The 17273-nt window shown below is 27.6% G+C and carries 18 protein-coding genes; all 18 read right to left on the bottom strand.

Going from position 1 to position 17273, the window contains the following annotated elements:
• Positions 1 to 2 precede the first annotated feature (2 nt).
• The 18 genes from EII29_RS04820 to EII29_RS04745 all read right to left on the bottom strand — a co-directional run bounded on the left by EII29_RS04820 (position 3) and on the right by EII29_RS04745 (position 16794).
• Positions 3 to 419 (bottom strand): hypothetical protein, encoded by a 417-nt coding sequence (locus EII29_RS04820; protein ID WP_125236410.1) that lies wholly within the window; start codon positions 417 to 419, stop codon positions 3 to 5.
• A 5-nt stretch (positions 420 to 424) separates the two neighbouring features.
• Entirely contained in the window at positions 425 to 1120 is a 696-nt protein-coding gene (locus tag EII29_RS04815; protein ID WP_125236409.1) for a hypothetical protein, read from the bottom strand.
• A 13-nt stretch (positions 1121 to 1133) separates the two neighbouring features.
• Positions 1134 to 1508, bottom strand: coding sequence for a hypothetical protein (locus EII29_RS04810; RefSeq protein ID WP_125236408.1), 375 nt, complete (start codon positions 1506 to 1508; stop codon positions 1134 to 1136).
• A 565-nt stretch (positions 1509 to 2073) separates the two neighbouring features.
• Positions 2074 to 2607 carry a hypothetical protein gene (locus EII29_RS04805; protein WP_125236407.1) on the bottom strand — a complete coding sequence of 178 codons (534 nt, stop codon included), beginning with the start codon at positions 2605 to 2607 and terminating at the stop codon, positions 2074 to 2076.
• 312 nt (positions 2608 to 2919) lie between these two features.
• Positions 2920 to 3321 (bottom strand): hypothetical protein, encoded by a 402-nt coding sequence (locus tag EII29_RS04800; protein ID WP_125236406.1) that lies wholly within the window; start codon positions 3319 to 3321, stop codon positions 2920 to 2922.
• Between the two features lie 31 nt (positions 3322 to 3352).
• Positions 3353 to 5953, bottom strand: coding sequence for a TraM recognition domain-containing protein (locus tag EII29_RS04795; protein WP_125236405.1), 2601 nt, complete (start codon positions 5951 to 5953; stop codon positions 3353 to 3355).
• Positions 5954 to 6037: 84 nt separating this feature from the next.
• Positions 6038 to 6295 carry a septal ring lytic transglycosylase RlpA family protein gene (locus tag EII29_RS04790; protein WP_125236404.1) on the bottom strand — a complete coding sequence of 86 codons (258 nt, stop codon included), beginning with the start codon at positions 6293 to 6295 and terminating at the stop codon, positions 6038 to 6040.
• Between the two features lie 20 nt (positions 6296 to 6315).
• A complete protein-coding gene (locus EII29_RS04785) occupies positions 6316 to 6750 on the bottom strand; it encodes a hypothetical protein (RefSeq protein WP_125236403.1) in 435 nt (144 codons plus the stop codon).
• A 205-nt stretch (positions 6751 to 6955) separates the two neighbouring features.
• Positions 6956 to 7129, bottom strand: a complete 174-nt coding sequence (locus tag EII29_RS12030) for a hypothetical protein (RefSeq protein ID WP_158612467.1) — start codon at positions 7127 to 7129, stop codon at positions 6956 to 6958.
• A gap of 245 nt (positions 7130 to 7374) precedes the next feature.
• The gene (locus EII29_RS12025; protein WP_158612466.1) at positions 7375 to 7551 is read right to left on the bottom strand and encodes a hypothetical protein; all 177 of its coding nucleotides are present in this window, start codon (positions 7549 to 7551) and stop codon (positions 7375 to 7377) included.
• Positions 7552 to 7647: 96 nt separating this feature from the next.
• Positions 7648 to 7884, bottom strand: coding sequence for a hypothetical protein (locus tag EII29_RS04780; RefSeq protein WP_125236402.1), 237 nt, complete (start codon positions 7882 to 7884; stop codon positions 7648 to 7650).
• 413 nt (positions 7885 to 8297) lie between these two features.
• Positions 8298 to 8696 (bottom strand): hypothetical protein, encoded by a 399-nt coding sequence (locus tag EII29_RS04775; protein WP_148096405.1) that lies wholly within the window; start codon positions 8694 to 8696, stop codon positions 8298 to 8300.
• 79 nt (positions 8697 to 8775) lie between these two features.
• A complete protein-coding gene (locus tag EII29_RS04770) occupies positions 8776 to 10965 on the bottom strand; it encodes a type IV secretory system conjugative DNA transfer family protein (protein ID WP_158612465.1) in 2190 nt (729 codons plus the stop codon).
• 172 nt (positions 10966 to 11137) lie between these two features.
• Complete coding sequence (locus EII29_RS04765) at positions 11138 to 12316, bottom strand: hypothetical protein (RefSeq protein ID WP_125236399.1); 1179 nt, start codon at positions 12314 to 12316, stop codon at positions 11138 to 11140.
• Positions 12317 to 12326: 10 nt separating this feature from the next.
• Positions 12327 to 13091 (bottom strand): type IV secretion system protein, encoded by a 765-nt coding sequence (locus EII29_RS04760; RefSeq protein ID WP_125236398.1) that lies wholly within the window; start codon positions 13089 to 13091, stop codon positions 12327 to 12329.
• Between the two features lie 594 nt (positions 13092 to 13685).
• Complete coding sequence (locus EII29_RS04755; RefSeq protein ID WP_125236397.1) at positions 13686 to 14831, bottom strand: ATPase, T2SS/T4P/T4SS family; 1146 nt, start codon at positions 14829 to 14831, stop codon at positions 13686 to 13688.
• A 589-nt stretch (positions 14832 to 15420) separates the two neighbouring features.
• Entirely contained in the window at positions 15421 to 15906 is a 486-nt protein-coding gene (locus EII29_RS04750; RefSeq protein WP_125236396.1) for a lysozyme inhibitor LprI family protein, read from the bottom strand.
• A gap of 54 nt (positions 15907 to 15960) precedes the next feature.
• Entirely contained in the window at positions 15961 to 16794 is an 834-nt protein-coding gene (locus tag EII29_RS04745) for a hypothetical protein (protein WP_125236395.1), read from the bottom strand.
• Between the last annotated feature and the right edge of the window lie 479 nt (positions 16795 to 17273).

Raw genomic sequence — 17273 nt, 5'->3', positions numbered from 1 at the left:
CCTCAACCTGCAAATAAAACTGTCAAAATTATTGTAATTGTCTGTATCAAAAGAAGTATCGACAGATATATATTGTATTTTTTCAAAGAAGGTTTATAATGTATAAAAAGCTTTTCAAATTTTTCATACGATATCCTTAATTTTAAAAGAAAAATCATAAATACCGTAATTAAAATTACAACAACCATTTTATTATCCATAAAAAGCGTAAAACCCACTATTCCAAAAAGAATTAGATAACTTCTTTTTGAAAAATCTTTTGTTTCCGTATTAAGATTCAGTTTCATTTTTTCAATAATTTTTTCTTTCATATTTTCTGCAACTTTTCTGAAAGATTTATTACAATCTCTTGCAATAACATACACTAAAAAGCTTATTTCAATTATTATAAGTAATCCAGGTAATATGTAAAGTTTCATTTTTATCACATCTTTTCAGCAACAGATTTTTTATATTGTTTTTCCAATTCTTCATAAGAAATGTCTTCAAGAAACTTCAACTCCAAAATCTCTTCAATATTATGAAAATTTTTCCTGTTTTCACTTCCTATAAAATTCATAGAAGATAACAGCTCATAATCATTCCCCATTTCAGAATTATTTTCTCCTATAACCTGTATTATTCTGCCATACTTCTTTATATATAGGCAGTTAAAATCCATCAAGCTATAAACATTAATAAAATCAAGAAAATATCTATCCGTAAATCTTACAAAATCATCAATTATATTAATATTTACAGCATCTTTATAAACTAAATCGGACTTTTTAGTAAACTCCTTTATATCCTTTATAACAAGAGCAAAAACCGTATTTATACCTGTTATCGGATTACGGAACGTAACATCGGTAAGTTCAGTACTGTTTGTATAAAAGCTTTTCTGTATATCAAATGAGTATTCTTTTACATATTTCCCTTCAAGATAAAAAATACCGTCCATATTGATTTTTATAAATTTTTCAATGTTATAGCTCAAATCTGTCACTTTAACACTTTGATTATTAATTTTTCTAAAATCTGCAAACATTTTTATTATATACCTTTTAAATTTTTCAAAACTTTTATCCATTTCTTCCTGTGTAAGATTTTCTATTATAAGAAATTCATTTTCTTTTTCCATATACCTAACTCCTTTATTCATACTTATCCATCTGCTCCATTATGAATATCTTACTAAACTTATTTTTTCTTATTTTACGGAAATTAAATCTGTTTATCCGATCAATCACCGTATTCAAATTTACAAGATGACCTCTTGCATCGATAATCATTTTATCTTCATAATCTTCATCAACTATTTTAGTTTTTATTTCCTTTCCATTAACAGTAAATACCGTTTCTGTATATAGGTAATAGTTATTTTTGTATTTCCTGTCATTCATAAAATTTAGAAATCCTGTTATTTCATGAAGATTTTGGCTGTAAAAATAATATTCTGTCAACATCAGCTTAGGCTTCAATATAAAAACAAATATTTCCATTTCTTTAAATTTTATTATGTCTTTCATATTGACCCCCTTTATCCTGCAAACCGGCTATTTTGTTTTATTATTTCTAGAACTTCCTTTATGAATGTTTTATTGTTGTTTAACTTACCGTCATCATAATCATAGAAATTCCTTTTACTTATATTTTTATTAAATTTAGGAAATTCAGCAAAAAATAGTTTTATATATTTTATTTTTTATCAAAAAATTAAAATATATATTATTAAATAAATTCAAAAAAATATTTTTAACAGGTTTTGAACTTTTCATTTTTTTGCCTTTCTTTTATAATTTCAAATTTTCTTTTTTTCATATTATTATTTTACCATTTTTTTAAATTTTTTCAATATTTATTTTATGAAAATATATATGAAAATTAATATTTAATTAAGTAAACTATATAAATTTAAAATTATTTTTATTTTTTGACAGTATAAAATAGAAATAATAGACTATTCCATAAGATAAAAAATGTTATATCTATAATCTTTTTTTATAAAAGTCTATAAAAATAGTCTCTTTTAATTTGAAAATACATATTTTATTCATAGTTTATAATTTTTTTTCATAAAACAGTTCTTTTACTTTACATATCACGGTAATTTTTTTCTTTTTTTCTGGAAGTATTTAAAGCTTCGGTATTTCTTTTTTCTGTTTTCATTTCATTATTCTCCATATAATTCATAATAAAATCCATCACTTCTTCTATTTTTTCTGAATTTTTAAATAATTGTGTCTCAATAGACTTATCTTCTTTTTTTAACTTAGAAATTTCAGTACCTTGACTATTTAATAATGTATCTATTTTTTTCGGTGATTTCAATTTCTCTTTCTTTTTTGTATTCCTTTTAAAGAAATTACCTATCATTTCTAAAGCCATTCCTACTATTCCTTTTTTCTTTAATGTAGAAGCAGTCTTACTGTTTTTTTTATTATCAGATATATCATTCATAATCTTGTCTGATATCCCGCTATTTGAAATTAAAGCTTTGAGAGTACTTATAAGACCTTTTGAAATTGAACTTTCCAAGTCGATAAAAAAACCGCCTTCATTTTTTACTTCTTCAGCACCGCTATTAATCAGATCGTCATCAAAAGTATCTTCATCAAATAATTTCATTTCTTTCCTCCAAATTTTATATTTTACCCATTCTTTTTTTAATTATTTATACTTTAACCTCATCTCTCTGAATAATACCTCTGTAAATTCAATATTATTTTTATTATCCCCATTTAAAATTTTTTTAACTATTATTTTATCCTGTTAATCTTGTATTTTCCCCTTATTTATATTATTATATGAATATTCTATAATACAAAACTGTAATCTGTCAAATTTCAGGTTTTTTCCATTCAATCCCTTTATTTACAAATCTTAGAGACAAAAAATAGCAAAAAAAAACTGACAAATAAATTGCCAGTTTCAAAACTTTTATTCAATTATATATGTTTGCACAATATTTACAGACTGTGCCTGTCCCGAGTCACTTGCTCCCGACATATCCGAAATGAGTTTAGGACCGAACCATGCACCACCTATTATTATCCCATAAATTACTAAATTTTTAAATAGTTCGGCCAAATCCAACTGTTGTCCTCTATATAAGTTAAAAATTGAAATTGCAAACATTAACAATCCTCCGGCAGTAACAATCCATTGAATCCAAGGCAGAAATCCCATTATTCCTCCCAGAACTCTGTTAAGAACCGAATTTGTAGTCATATTTGTGCTTGTTGTTACCGATATTCCTAATAATTGCTGATTGGCAGCAAACATCAAATTTGTGAACAGCATTGTAAATGCTGTTATTAACAATGTAATTTTTCTTTTCATTTTATCTCCTTTTCTATTTTTAATTTTTTATTTAAGAAATTTTTTCTATTATAGTATCTGCTATTTTCAGATCTTCTCTATCAATTTTCCCTTCATCATACTTATATTTGAGATAAGCTCTATTCAGATTTTTCAAATATTCTTTCCTTCTCTCAGGTTCAGGATACTGTTCCATATAAGTATTGGACAGACGTTCTATCATTGTCTTCGATATATCATCTCCCGCACCTACATATGCAAGTTCAAGTTTTGAAAGATTAAGCTCAAAAAGCCTTGTCCCGTATTTTGAATTATACAGATACTGCCTCTGTCCGTAAGCTCTGTCTATTGTAGCTATTGCAATTTGAGAAAGATTATATCCTTCATATATTTTACTGTGTGTACTAAGTGCATTTTCATTAGGCAAAAATATTTTTGTCATGCATGCATCTTTTATTGTAGTCGCAATGCTCGATTTTTCAATGTCACTTAATGACTGAGTGGCAAAAACTACCGAAGCATTGGCTTTTCTTAAAACTTTAAGCCACTCTTCTATTTTCGCTTTCATTCTTTCATGTCTTAAAAAAACCCAACACTCATCTAAAACTACAAGAGTAGGTATATCTTTTCCAAGTTTTTCAGTTTCAATTCTATGGAAAAGATATTCCAGAACGGGAAGAAGAACTTTGGGCTTCTCCATAATTTTTCCCATTTCAAATGTCATAAAGTTTACATCTTCCATAACATCATCATTATTATCAAAATATGAACCGTAAATTCCTTCTTGAGAATAGACTCTTAAAGCTTCTTTCAGTTTAGATGACTGAACAAGTTTTACAAGGTTTGTTATTGTCCTTTTTCTCGGCTCTTCCATTTTTGAAAGTGACAATAGCCCGTCGTAAATTTCTTTCCTGTTTTCAACATCTTTTGCGAGATGTTCATCTTCCTGTTCTATAAGTCCCATTACCCAGTCCATGGCAAACTCAAGATCTTTTGTCTTGTCAATATTACGTAACGGTTGAAATGCCATATGATTTTCACTGTCCAAGTCATAAAATTTTCCTCCTGAAGCTATGGTAAGTACTTTTGATGAAGCACCTTTATCAAATATAAATACCTGTGAACCGCTTTTTTTAAATTTTTTTCTTTCATCAAGATATTCACTTTCATATTTCATAAAATTAAGAACTATAGTTCCAAGCATTACCGATTTTCCTTTTCCTGTCGGACCGATAATAAGGGTATGACCGACATCTTTATCCACTTTATTGTTAAAATGGAATATTCTGTCATTACTTATTGTGTTGAAAAGGTTCGGAGCTTTAATTCTTTCATCCCAGTTCAATCCCTCAAATACAGACGATATAGGCAGCATATACCCTAAAGATTCTGAATTCATAGGGCTTTTTCTGATATTTTGCTTTATATTAGACGGCATAGCCCCAAAATAGGCATCCTTGACATTAAGCTTATCATCAAGGCATGTAAAACCATGTCTATTTATCACTCTTATAACAAGATTCGTCTTTTCTTCAAGTTTTTGAACATCGGTATCTGAAATAATTACGGAAAATGTATAATATCCGTAAGAAACTCTATTTGCCTCCAACTCCTCCCTTGCATATTTCGCTTCATATGATTTTCTTATTCTGTTTACATTTCCTCCATCAGGATTTTCACCTTTTGCTGCATTAAATGCATTCAGAATAATCTGTACCATGTTATATCTCTTACCGAACTGATATCTTTCAATATTCTTGATTGAACTGATAGCTTCCTCTTTAGACAATCCTATCAACCTCGTCACACTTCTGAACGGAAATTTGAGTTTTTCCAGTTCTGAAAATATTTGAGGTATGACGGCATCAGGAAAAAGTTTTATACTTACTACTTTTGTATAATAATTTCCCACTTTGAGCATTCCGTTTTTTATTTCCATTTGAGAACAGCTCAACCATTCATCAATTGAAAAACCTAAAGGAGGAACTTTCAGATTAACCTTCGAAGTAAGAGGGTTTATCGTTCTATATAGAAAATTTAACAGTTCCCCATTTTCAAGAATCTTTATTCTAAGTACTGCATAATCAAGTCTGAACAGAATGTCTTCCACTTTTCTGTTAAATTCTTTTATTAAATTATTGAACTGTTTCAGATAATCCTGTTTCCCGAGATTTCCATTATTAAATAAAGCTTCATCTATATTTTTTTCCTTATTGTAATCATATAGATACGAAATTGTCAAATAATGATGAATTTCATAAAATCTTTTTTTTCTGAACAGGCTGCTACGTACTTTATGCCCTATAACTGTGGGAATAGGAGAAAATTTACTTATTTTTTCCTCTTCTCTCGTAATAGGCATTTTCTGTGTTTCATAATGAAGAACTACTCCGCTTCCTGCTTCTTTTAAAGTATCATTAAGATATTCAAGAATTTTATCAATATCGTCGACATAGTCCAAATCCTGATTTACAATCTCAAAAATTCTGGCAAATCCTCCATTTTTCAAAAGAAGAGTATTTTTATCAATCATTCTTCTGTAAGGTATATAAAAATTTACACTGTCATTTGTAGTGGTAATACGAAATTTATCAATGACATTTTTTAAAAATTTCCCGGATTTTCCTTTCTTTTTCTCTACTTTCGTCTTCATTTTTTTCCTTTCAAAAATAAACTTTTTATTTCTACTGTCTCCACTTTTACAGAAATAACTCTTTTGCTAAGATCCTCAATCCTTCTAATAAGCTTCTTTCGATAAATCTATTATCCGGTTCTTTATATAGGGATCTCTGTCATTTACAACTGCAATGACAGATTTTCCATTATCCAAATTCATTACCTTCACCGTTTTTCCCAACGGCAAAGTTCTATGAGCTGTCGAAACACGGTTTTCATTATATATTTTGTCGCTGACAGTTATGGTTCCATTTTCCTTTACCCCATACCGACTGCCTTTAGCAGTTTCTTTATATTTTGCACTTTTTTCTAAGCTCATTGTTTTGAACTCGGCGGGGTTTAATCGTTTTTTGAATCGTCTGCATTCTGTACAGTATAATTAGCCCTGCTTATATCTACAGAATCTCCTTGTGGAACATTTGTATATGTAGTAGATTCATTATGTTTTCTTATTTTTCTGTTTACTTTATTTACTTTTTCCACTTCTGTTTCATATTCCCTAAGGGAGTATTCATAAGCTTCCTGACGAAGTTTTTCTTCCTCCACCTGTTCAAGATATTCATGCCAACGTGAAAAATAAAGAAACTCTCTTACTTTTGTTCCGTTCGCATACATCTCTCTTCTTATTCTTCTAAAATCGTCTTCTTCATAAGCCCTTACTTTAGTCGGCTCAATAATTTCGACTTTAACTTTAGGGGCACGATCCATTCCATATCCGAATCCTGTTAACATTACTCCGGCAAATACTGTTACTCCCAATTTTTTTAAAACCATAATCCTTCTCCTTTTTAAAATATAAACTGAAAATTTTTTAAACTTATTATTTTAAATTATATAATTAAAATAGCAAGAAAACATATCTTTATTTTCTCTCTCTGTCGTTTACGACAACGTGAAATATTTCGGATATTTCACAATTATAATAGTAAGTTATGACTCCTTTATTTTTTCTCGTTTTCTGTTATTGAACATTGTATATTTATATAAAATTCATAAAAAAAGTAGAATAAATCGCTTTTTCTCCTGCTTTTGAGTGACCGTTTGCCATTGTCAGTTTTCCGTATCCATTATGACCGTTTCTATATCTTTCTTTAACTTCATTTGCAAAATCTTTTGCCGCTTTCTGAGTTTCAGGTGTAAGAAACGGTGACACGGCATTATTTTTACTCCAGTCCTGTCTTGCGCGTTTTCCCTTTGATCCCTTAGAAAATACATTACTAGGCCCCTGACTTCATCCGAATATTATTTCCACTTCTTTAGTTTCCTTATTTCCTACTACCAATGTCGACATTCCCGATTTTTTATCAAGCTTCGATTCTTCCAAAATTTCATATTTACTGAAAAATTTTTCTAATTCTTCAATATTTTCATCAGTAGGATTAAAACAACCTTTATTTTTTATAATTCAGTATATTTTTGTAAAATTTTAGGATCATTACTAAAATCCTGTATTACTTCCATCTTAGCATCTATTTCATCAACATCAAAATTTTTCAATGTTTCTATAGCCATTTTAGTATTTTCACCACTTAATGTCCTTTTTAAAACTTCTTTTTTTACTTTTTTATCATCCAAGCTTTTCCATTCGGCTGTCGTGTGACCTAAAGTATAAGGTATATTTACAATCTTTCCTTTCAGATCACCTTTCTCTTCATGATAGTTTCTTCTCCGCTACTCTAATTCAATCTCCCTTTCATGTCCTTTTACTCTTTCCAAAATTTTTTGAGAATCCAATTCTAAATTTTCTATATGATAATATTTATTTTTTTCTTTATCATTATTCTTAAATTTATAATTAGAATTTTGACTAAATTTTTTATCATTTATTTCTTCATTCATTTTTTCAAATTCCATTTTTTTATGGAATGATATTCTTTCAAAGCTTCTTTCCAAGTTGTTTTTTTCCAAATATTCATCAACTCCTGAACTTTTAATTTTATTTTCAAATAAATTATCTCATATTCCTTTTTTCAATTAATGTTGCCGTTTTATTTCTGATAGAGAGTAAATTCCAAGTATTTTTGTACAAAAAATTATGCTTTAATTTCCATTTGATTCTATATGATAAATTTTTCCTAACCTTTTATATTTTATTAGACAATTATTCATATATTTTTTTACTTTTTATTTTATATTTATTTTCTATCCTTTTAATGTAAATTCCCTTATAAATTCATCATTATTTCCGTTATTTTCAACATTTATATAATAAACAATTATAAATATAATATTTTGATTTTTTTATTTTATAATGAAAATAAAGGTTCATCAAGGATTTGTAAATTATTTTTCTAAAGAACATATAATATCTAAAATAAAGATTACTGCTCTTGTTTCAATTTAGATATAAAAATATCAAAAAATTTATCTTTATTTTCTATTTCCAACCCCCAACTTTCTCCTATTTTTATATATGTCAAATCCAAAGTTTCTTTAAAATATTTCAAATTATTATTTTCAAGTTCTTTTTGAATCGTTTTATAAAAAATTCCTTTAATCAGTTTAACTTTTTCTTCATTTATTAAAATATCGTAACCTATCTCTTCATTTTCAAAATTTTCAGCTACTTTATCATTTACTATATCTAAATTCGGTTGTTCAACAGTAATATTTATAATAGCTTTTTCATTATTATATCTAATACCGTTTATTATGTATTTCATTTTTTTAGTTCCGCTTAACATTACTTCAATAAGTTCAAAATTATCCCTATTAATCATTTTTTTAATTTGTAGTAATTTCCGATTATCAGTGAATTCATAATTTTTTTACTTCCACTATTGCTGGATGTTCTTCATTTTATTTTTTATTGATTTTATCATTAAAACTATTTCCAAAACTTATATTACTTACTACATCAGAACTATCTTTTACATTTGTAAATATAAGATTGGTCATTTCATCGTAATTTACATCATCGGAAATTTTTATTTCATTTTCACTTTTATTCCATTCTTCCGTTACTGATTTCCTGTTTTTATTTTCAGATTCCTTATTTTTAAATCTCGGATCTTCTTTCTGAAGTTTACTATACAGTTCAAAATATTTTTTCAATCCTTTACTATTTTTTATGTAATTTTCTTTACTCCTTTTATATGCCTCAAGTTCTTTTTTATCAAGCTCTTTGAGCATTTCAGGAGTCACCGCTTTTATTGAATTATATATTTCCCTTAAGTCACCTTTCATATTTTTAAGTGCAACTTCATATGGCAGGTAGCTATACGGATAATCGGAATTTTTTCTTTTTTGTTCCTTTGTGAGCTTTATATACTGTTTACCTGTATCATAACAACTTTCAGTATAAATATATGGAATTTTTGTCAGTTCGCTATATTCTTTTTCCAAAAAATATACAATTTTATCACTTTTTATAGGATTTCTTCCCGAGAGTTTTATTATTATCTTATCACTTGGAAATCTTCCCACTTCATCAGGAGAAAGTAAATCTTTTCCTAAAAACTGCTGACTTTCAGATTTTATTATTGTTCCCACTGTCTTATTAGACTGAGTAAACTGTTCGATAGTTTCCTTTCCGAGTAACTTGCTGACATAATTTGCAGTTGTTTCATCATTTGATGTATAAAATACCTGTGCTTGGCAATTTGACAGGAAACCGTTTTCTTTTCCGTAAATTTTAAACAGCTGATCAAGTGACTGAAGAATGAGCATCATTTTCATTCCGTATCCGGCCACATAGCCTATTCCTTTTTCCAATATTTCAAGTTTTCCTATGGCAGGAAACTCATCAAGGAGCATAAGCATTTTCCATTTATGCCCTTTTTTATTTATGTAGTCGATTTCGGGGGTAAGAATATTTACCATCTGTAACAACAGTATTTTAATAAGAGGTGACAACGAGATAATATCTGCCGGAGGAACTACCAGATAAAGAGACACGGGATTTTTATAATTCATAAGATCAAATATTCTGAAATCACTGTGATCCGTATTTCTCTTAACTATAGGTATTTCAAATATTGACAGTTTAACTTTTGCCGAACCTATTATTGAACCCAAAGTCTGCTCAGGTAAATTTCCTTTTTCTACAAGATATCTTGCAGCTTTCGGATGTCTTCCCTCATTTATTATTTCAGCATCTGTTGCATACATTTTCAGTAATTTTTCTGAAACATATTTTTTTATTTTTTCATTTTTTCCAAATTCCTCTATCATATTTTCTTCTTGTGCTTTTCTCAGTAATATCTCCTTAATAGGTACATCATATGTAGGATCCGTTATAAAATCAACTACATCTGCCATACTTGCTGTAGATACCGGTTTTTCCACACCGTTTTCAGTAACAAATTTAGGCTCCATCAAAAACTTCTTGTACATTACATAAAAGATTATTCCTATGAGAAGATCTGCCGCCGAATTATTCCAGTAAGGATCCTTATTTCCGCTTCCGCTATCTTCCTGCATAATAATATCTACAATAAGTCTTACATCCGACATTTCATATTCCGTCAGAAATCTTACTTCCGCAAGAGGATTGTAACCACATGAATTTTTTGATTTCGGAGCAAATCTTAAAATAAGATTATCAAATTTTTCCTTTCTCGCTCCTGATGTAAGTTGATAATTTTCACCTTTTATATCCAGAACTACTACACTTTCATTCCAGGAATCTATAAGTGTAGGTATTATGATAGATACTCCTTTTCCCGTTCTTGTAGGTGCTGTAACACATATGTGAGTATTGTTGTTATCACGAAGAGTTATCCCGTTAAATCTTCCGAGAACCACTCCTTTATCCGATTTTAAAGTTACTCCGAAATACTTATCTTTTCCCGGCTTAAAATCTATTTCCTCTATTCCTCCCCACTTGGCAGAACCATGTGAATTAACTGTTCTTCGTTTACTTTTCAAAAGAATATACAAGATAAAAATAATAATATTAATAAGTATAAGATAAAAAATTACTGTCGCTTTTGTCTGTTTTACAAATGTACTTTCCAAAATATCAATAATCTGACCTCTGTAATTCATTTTTTTTCCTGTAAGAGCAAATGGGCCTAAAATATTAATTTGAGTATTCTGTTTCAACGATTTGTAAATATTAGGAAATTTTTTGAGAAATATCATATTGAAAAAATAGATGTAAAGGGTAAAATTCGACAAAACATATATTATGAAAAAAATAACTGATTTTATGCTAATTTTAAATTCTTTCATTATCTTTCTCCTTTTCAAATCCTAAAGCTATCTTTTCCATCATTGTATAAAAGGAATTAACCGTATTAAGATCATTTATTCTCATACCGGTACTACTGATTACAAATTCTGAAAAAAGGTGTTTTTTAAATTCAAAGAAACTCCGTTTCATAAATTCATTACATAATTCCATTATATCTTCTTCAGTATAAATATTCCTACTCCCTACATAAAACAGACCGACAAGATACTTTGCCAATTTTGAAAGTACTTCTTCCTTAAAGTTTTCAAGACTTATTCCTTCAACTATTTTAGAAACTGCAACAGGATATTCTCTAAAATTTCTGAATTCTTTTAAAATCATACTGTATATTATATCTTCCGTCATATTATAAATTAATGATAAATTATTTTTAAGCATTCTCCTGTCACAGTCATCATTAATTATTGACGGAAAAATGAGAAATTCGGGAATTTCCACATCATAATAATTAACAATATTACTATCTTCAAGATAACTTTCTATCTGAAATTTTATATCCAATGAATAAACAGATTTCTCACTACCTCTTATATAATTTATATTAAAATGAAGAATTTTAAAATCAGTTATATTATCCCAAGCATATCCGCAATTATTTGAATATATATTTCCTGAATATACGGGACTGTCAAGAATTATGTCTCTTGTTTCCCGAATATTAAGATCTTCAAAAAGATTATCTATTTCACTCTCTTTTTCTTTATTTTCTTTTAGAAATTGTATTACAGACTCTTCTACTTCATCATCATTCCTTATTTCGGAAAAAATTTCTTTTAATATATTATTAAGATTTTCACTTTCAGAGAAATTAAAATTCATATACTCTGCATCTTCCCTTTCAAAGCTGAAGATATCTGACAATTCTATGCCGTATGCTATCCATACAAGATATTTTATCAATTCATAATATGTATTAAAATAAATTTTATGAACCGGAGTATCTTCCCTGAACTTTTTACTGTTTTCCGTAAATTCCCTTCCCTTATCGTTATGAAATTCTTCCCTTATTCCTATAGTAAGCACATGAAAATCGTTTTCAAAATTCCAATTATAAAGAAGTCCGAAAGAGAGTTCCTCCATATTTTTTATTCCTGTATTATTAATTAGATTCAACAGTTCTTTCAGAATGTTGTTCTTATCCATAAAATTTCTCCTACTGCGTAACCGGAGGTATCGGAGATGTTGAAGGTATCGTTTGAACCTGTCTCTGCGATGTACTTACAGTTCCAAATTCCGCATCTTTTATTATTATTCCTAAAGGATTCATTCTTACCATGGCATTTGAACCGACAGGAATGTAGTCAAGGAAAGCAACCATTGTATATTTGGCTTCCCTTTCCGGAATACCGCTTTGGGAATAAGTTCTTTCAATGAAAGTAACTTGATATTTATTTGTATCAATTTTTACAAAACTTTCAACTTCTACTGAAATCGACTTCTGATTTCTCAGAACTTCATCAGTATTTGTTTTATTATTTATAAAATCTTCAATTTTTGATTTTGCTATATTATTTACAAAAGACATTTTCTCCTTTGTCTGTGACTGATAAAAATTCCTGTCTTTATATACGGTTCTCGTTTTTTTTATAAAATCAACAAGAAAATATTCGATTATATTATCACTTACATTCATATTTTGCTGACCTGCAAGTACCTGACCATTTACCGCTCCGTCTTTATCAATTCTCACAGCATATGGAATATAAGGATTTTTTACACTTCTGTAAATCAATCCTATTAAAGTAACAGCATTAGTTATTGTAAGACATATAATTATCAAATATAGCGTCTTTAGCAGACTTTGTATTTTGACGGTTACGTGATACATCATTTCCACTGATGTAGACATTCCTTTTGAATTTTCCAAATTTCCAAATTCATACTTTTCCTTCATTTTTTTTATTTCTTTAATATCCACAAAGTTTTGTACTCCTTTCTTTTTTATTATTAAAAATATTATATAATAAAAAAAAGTATTTTTTAAGTTTTAGGAAATTTCAAAAAAACAGTTTTTACTTTTAAAATTTTTATTTTCTGTAAGTCAATGTTTAATATACTTTCAACCCTAAAGAAAAAAGTTATTTTTTTTCATTTTTTTTAAAACAGAAAAAAAATAACTTTTTATTTATTAAAAAATACTATATTATTTTCTAATGAATATAAAAAAATTCACTTCATAAATTATAAAAATATACCAACTTTTAAACTATATGTATTTCACTATTCCCGAAAGCCAGTAAAAATAAAAGTTTATAACTTTAAATATATATCGGTTTACAATTTAAAAATTATTTTTACCTTATATGAAAATCTTACACCTTTATTTTTAATATACAATAAAAACTTAATAAAACAGAAAAAGATAAAAAACTTGAACTTTACATATTTTATTGTTTTTACAAAATCCGGAAACAATAATTTCCCGATTTTTTAAAACATTTACTGTTAATAATTAAAAAATCATTTTCAATTTATGGGAAAACTCTTATTCCGATATCAAAATTCAAATTAACTAATTTTTCTCTCTTTCAGGAATTTTCTTAGTGACTATATCTTCCAAGATATATCTTCTATTTTCATAATCATAACCTTTCAATTTTACAATTTCATTAACATAAATACTACTGTTCATATCCTTTTTTACTGAGACAACAATGTCTACTGCCTGGAGTATTTCTTCTATTTGAGGGACAGCTGTTACTTTTGCCATATATTGTTCCATTTTTTTCAATGCAGCCTGTGCATCATCAGCATGAATAGTGTTAAATCCCCCTTTTGAACCGGAATTCCATATTTTAAGAAGAACATCCACTTCTTCACCTGTACGTGATTCTCCTACTATTACGGTATCACCGTTAAGTCGCATTGCCGTTTTTAGAAGATCTGCAAGCTTTACGTATTTTGTCGTAGTGAGCTCGACTTTATCATCACAGTCACATATAATTTCAGGGGTATCTTCTATAATTATTATCCTTTTACGTGTTCCTTTCAGCTCATGTATACATGCATTTGCAAGAGTTGTTTTTCCTGTTCCCACTCCTCCGCCTATAAGTATATTTGCTCCTTTATGTATTTCTTCAACAAGAACCTTCCTGTACTCTTCTTTTAGTCTTCCCGCCTTTACATATTCCTCAAGAGGAAATATTCTCGAAGGTCTTTTACGCAAAGAAAAAACAGGAGCTCCTTTTACCACATTACCTATAAGGCATTCTATCCTTTCTCCTGTGGGCAAATTTGTAGAAATTATGGGATTTTCTTTAGATATACTGTCATGATTGTAATCGGCAATAAGTTTTATCATATTTTCAGCACGATCTGCTTCCATAAATATGTCCGTTTTAAATTTTCCTTTACCGAACATATCTATTCTTATATATCCATCCTGATTCAAATTTATTTCATTGACATTTTTATCTTCAAGAAGTGCCAATATATCTTTTCCCAACTGTGAAAAAATTACTTCACTGTCATCTCTTACTTTAATTATCTGTTTATATCTATATGGCAGTTTTGAAAAAACGGCATCATAAGGAGTAATATAACTCAAATCATCCAACTCAATATCATCAGGATGTTTTTCAAGAACTTTCATTCTCATTTCTTTATTTAATTTCTGTATTTCTTCAAGGGAAATATTCACTTCTTCTACGCTTTTCATTTTAGTATTTTCCTTTCTGTTAAAAAATATAATCTATTATATCAAAACTTCACATAAAATCAAAGAATAAATAAAGAAAATTTTCATTTTTTTAATTTTTGGAATATATAAACTTATACTGAAATTATAAGTAACCTCCTTTTAGTTTTTAATTTTTATAATAAAATCAAATTTCATTATATTTAAAAAAATAAAATATCCTTAAAATAAATAAAATTTTCCATAATTTTATTAAAATCTTAAAATTCTCAACATTTAATAATAGAAAGTATTTCCACTTATTTTTATTTTAAATATTTCAATTGTTATTCTCTTTTTATACTTAAAAATTAGAAAAATAAATAAAAAGAGCCGTTTCACGGAATTAAAAGCAGCTCTTTAACTATAAAAATATATATTTTTATAGCATCAACATTGCATTTTACTATTAATATACAAATAATATACAAAACATATGAATTAAGTACCTCCTCATAATTTACAGAATAACTTCAAATAATTTTAAAATTTAACTGAGTATCGTATAATAATTTAATAAATACCATCAGCTAAATTTCAAATTAATATTGCTATATATTTCAAAATATTTTTATCTATGCATACTGTCATACATTTTTGCCAATTCTACCGTTCTTTCTTTAGTTAATTCTAACTCACGTCCGGAAGATAAAAGAACCGCAATATTTCCTCCTTCGGATTCCTCCGCTTCTTTCTTTTTTTTACTCAACCAGTCTCTTTGAACAGTACGAAGCTTTTCTTTTTCCTTTTCCGATAATTCCGATATAAGAAGTCCATAAATTTTATTTAATTCTTCTTCCCATGCTTCAGATAATGTAGCTGCTGCATTTGACATATCAGCTGTTACCCCTGAATCCAAAGCCGGTTTCAATTCTTTTTCCAGTGCTACCATTCTTTCTAATAAAGAAATTTCATAATTTTTTTCTTTTTTGGTATCTTCCTTTAAACTAGTATCTACTTTATTAACAATATTTTCTCCATTCCGTTTCTCAGCTATCTTTTTTTCCGAACAGCCAACTGCAAACAAAAAAATCAAAATAAATAACAATCTTTTCATATAAGCATCTCCTTTTTTAAATGTATTCCAAATTTAATAACAATCTTTACTGAATTATAATTTTCCTCCTATTCTTCTTATCATATTCATTGCTGACTTCATAAGTCCCATAAGAAGAAACAGGCTCATAATGTATATAAATTTTCCTCCTACCGTATAAATATAATTTAAGTACCCTGTACTCAAACCAAGTAAAACAAAAGTCAGATAATATTGTATTCCAGTAGCAATTAAAGTTTTAAATATTGCAAGCCCGTAACTTTCTCTCAAAGGCTTAAATACCATAAACACAAAAGCTACTCCTGAAAAAATATACATTAAATGTACTTCTATTATTAATCTGAGTATGTCTGCAAAGAAAAGTATAATCATAATGTACATAAATATTTTCAATAATATCATTATTATATGAAAACCCAAATTACTTTTTAATACCCATTCAAATAATATTTTCCATGATGATTTTAAATCATATATTCTATTAGGAATTTCTTCAAGTGTTTTCCATACCTTGTCAAGATTTAAAAGAACACCGTCTGTCACAAATAAAGGTTTACTCCCAACATGAAAACCGAATATATATTTAGGAATACGTTCAAATATAAGAGGCTCTATTATATTTTCAAGTATATTAAGTCCTCCCAACCAGTTAGTCATAATAAAAAATAAAAATGCTGCAAATACTAATTCATTTACTATTTTGGATAAAATTTTTGCAGGTTCATTTTCTACTGCCAGATGGAAAATTTCATATAAAATATTCAATATTACAAGTATAAAAATCATAAGAAGAAGATTCGAAACAACTAATTTCATTGCAACTTTTCCAAAAATTATAACATTTTCAATACTTTTAGCTATCTCTCCATTCCCATAATTTATAACCATAAAATTTCCTCCTTGTTGTTATTTTATTATTTATTTGTTTTAAAATTAAAAATAAATTTTTTAAAATATAAACTTTTTATAAAAAGTTTAACAAAAAAACTTGAAATTTTCTAATTTTTTTATATTACTTATCAAACAAAAATCATCTCTTTAAATATTTTTATCTTATTTTAAAAATTTTCCATTAAATTTTATATTTTATTTCCTAAAAACTCTAAAAGCTTTTTATTAGTAAAATTTTCTTATCAACATTCCCGATACTTGAGATAATCATAAAGAGGATACTCCATTACTCTTCCTCACAACCTTTTTTGCAAAAAAAGTTGTACCAAAAAACTTCCAACTCAAATTATTTCTCTCTCAAAAATACTTCATTCACTAAAAAATCACAAACTCACTTCGTTCAAACAGTGATTTTTCTTCACACTCATTCTCGTATTTTTTCGTTGAAATAATTTGAATGTTGGATTTGTTTTCTT

Source organism: Leptotrichia sp. OH3620_COT-345 (assembly GCF_003932895.1).
Lineage (GTDB): Bacteria > Fusobacteriota > Fusobacteriia > Fusobacteriales > Leptotrichiaceae > Pseudoleptotrichia.
Note: the sequence above shows the minus strand (reverse complement) of the source record. Positions and strands in the feature narration are given on the sequence as shown.

What these genes read in the sequence shown, in the direction of transcription:
- EII29_RS04800 (WP_125236406.1), bottom strand. Translation starts at nt 3,321, where the DNA reads ATGAAAAGAAAAATTACATTGTTAATAACAGCATTTACAATGCTGTTC.
- EII29_RS04765 (WP_125236399.1), bottom strand. Translation starts at nt 12,316, where the DNA reads ATGGATAAGAACAACATTCTGAAAGAACTGTTGAATCTAATTAATAAT.
- EII29_RS04775 (WP_148096405.1), bottom strand. Translation starts at nt 8,696, where the DNA reads ATGATTAATAGGGATAATTTTGAACTTATTGAAGTAATGTTAAGCGGA.
- EII29_RS04745 (WP_125236395.1), bottom strand. Translation starts at nt 16,794, where the DNA reads ATGGTTATAAATTATGGGAATGGAGAGATAGCTAAAAGTATTGAAAAT.
- EII29_RS04810 (WP_125236408.1), bottom strand. Translation starts at nt 1,508, where the DNA reads ATGAAAGACATAATAAAATTTAAAGAAATGGAAATATTTGTTTTTATA.
- EII29_RS04795 (WP_125236405.1), bottom strand. Translation starts at nt 5,953, where the DNA reads ATGAAGACGAAAGTAGAGAAAAAGAAAGGAAAATCCGGGAAATTTTTA.
- EII29_RS04805 (WP_125236407.1), bottom strand. Translation starts at nt 2,607, where the DNA reads ATGAAATTATTTGATGAAGATACTTTTGATGACGATCTGATTAATAGC.
- EII29_RS04790 (WP_125236404.1), bottom strand. Translation starts at nt 6,295, where the DNA reads ATGAGCTTAGAAAAAAGTGCAAAATATAAAGAAACTGCTAAAGGCAGT.
- EII29_RS04770 (WP_158612465.1), bottom strand. Translation starts at nt 10,965, where the DNA reads ATGAATTACAGAGGTCAGATTATTGATATTTTGGAAAGTACATTTGTA.
- EII29_RS04750 (WP_125236396.1), bottom strand. Translation starts at nt 15,906, where the DNA reads ATGAAAAGATTGTTATTTATTTTGATTTTTTTGTTTGCAGTTGGCTGT.
- EII29_RS04785 (WP_125236403.1), bottom strand. Translation starts at nt 6,750, where the DNA reads ATGGTTTTAAAAAAATTGGGAGTAACAGTATTTGCCGGAGTAATGTTA.
- EII29_RS04820 (WP_125236410.1), bottom strand. Translation starts at nt 419, where the DNA reads ATGAAACTTTACATATTACCTGGATTACTTATAATAATTGAAATAAGC.
- EII29_RS04815 (WP_125236409.1), bottom strand. Translation starts at nt 1,120, where the DNA reads ATGGAAAAAGAAAATGAATTTCTTATAATAGAAAATCTTACACAGGAA.
- EII29_RS04755 (WP_125236397.1), bottom strand. Translation starts at nt 14,831, where the DNA reads ATGAAAAGCGTAGAAGAAGTGAATATTTCCCTTGAAGAAATACAGAAA.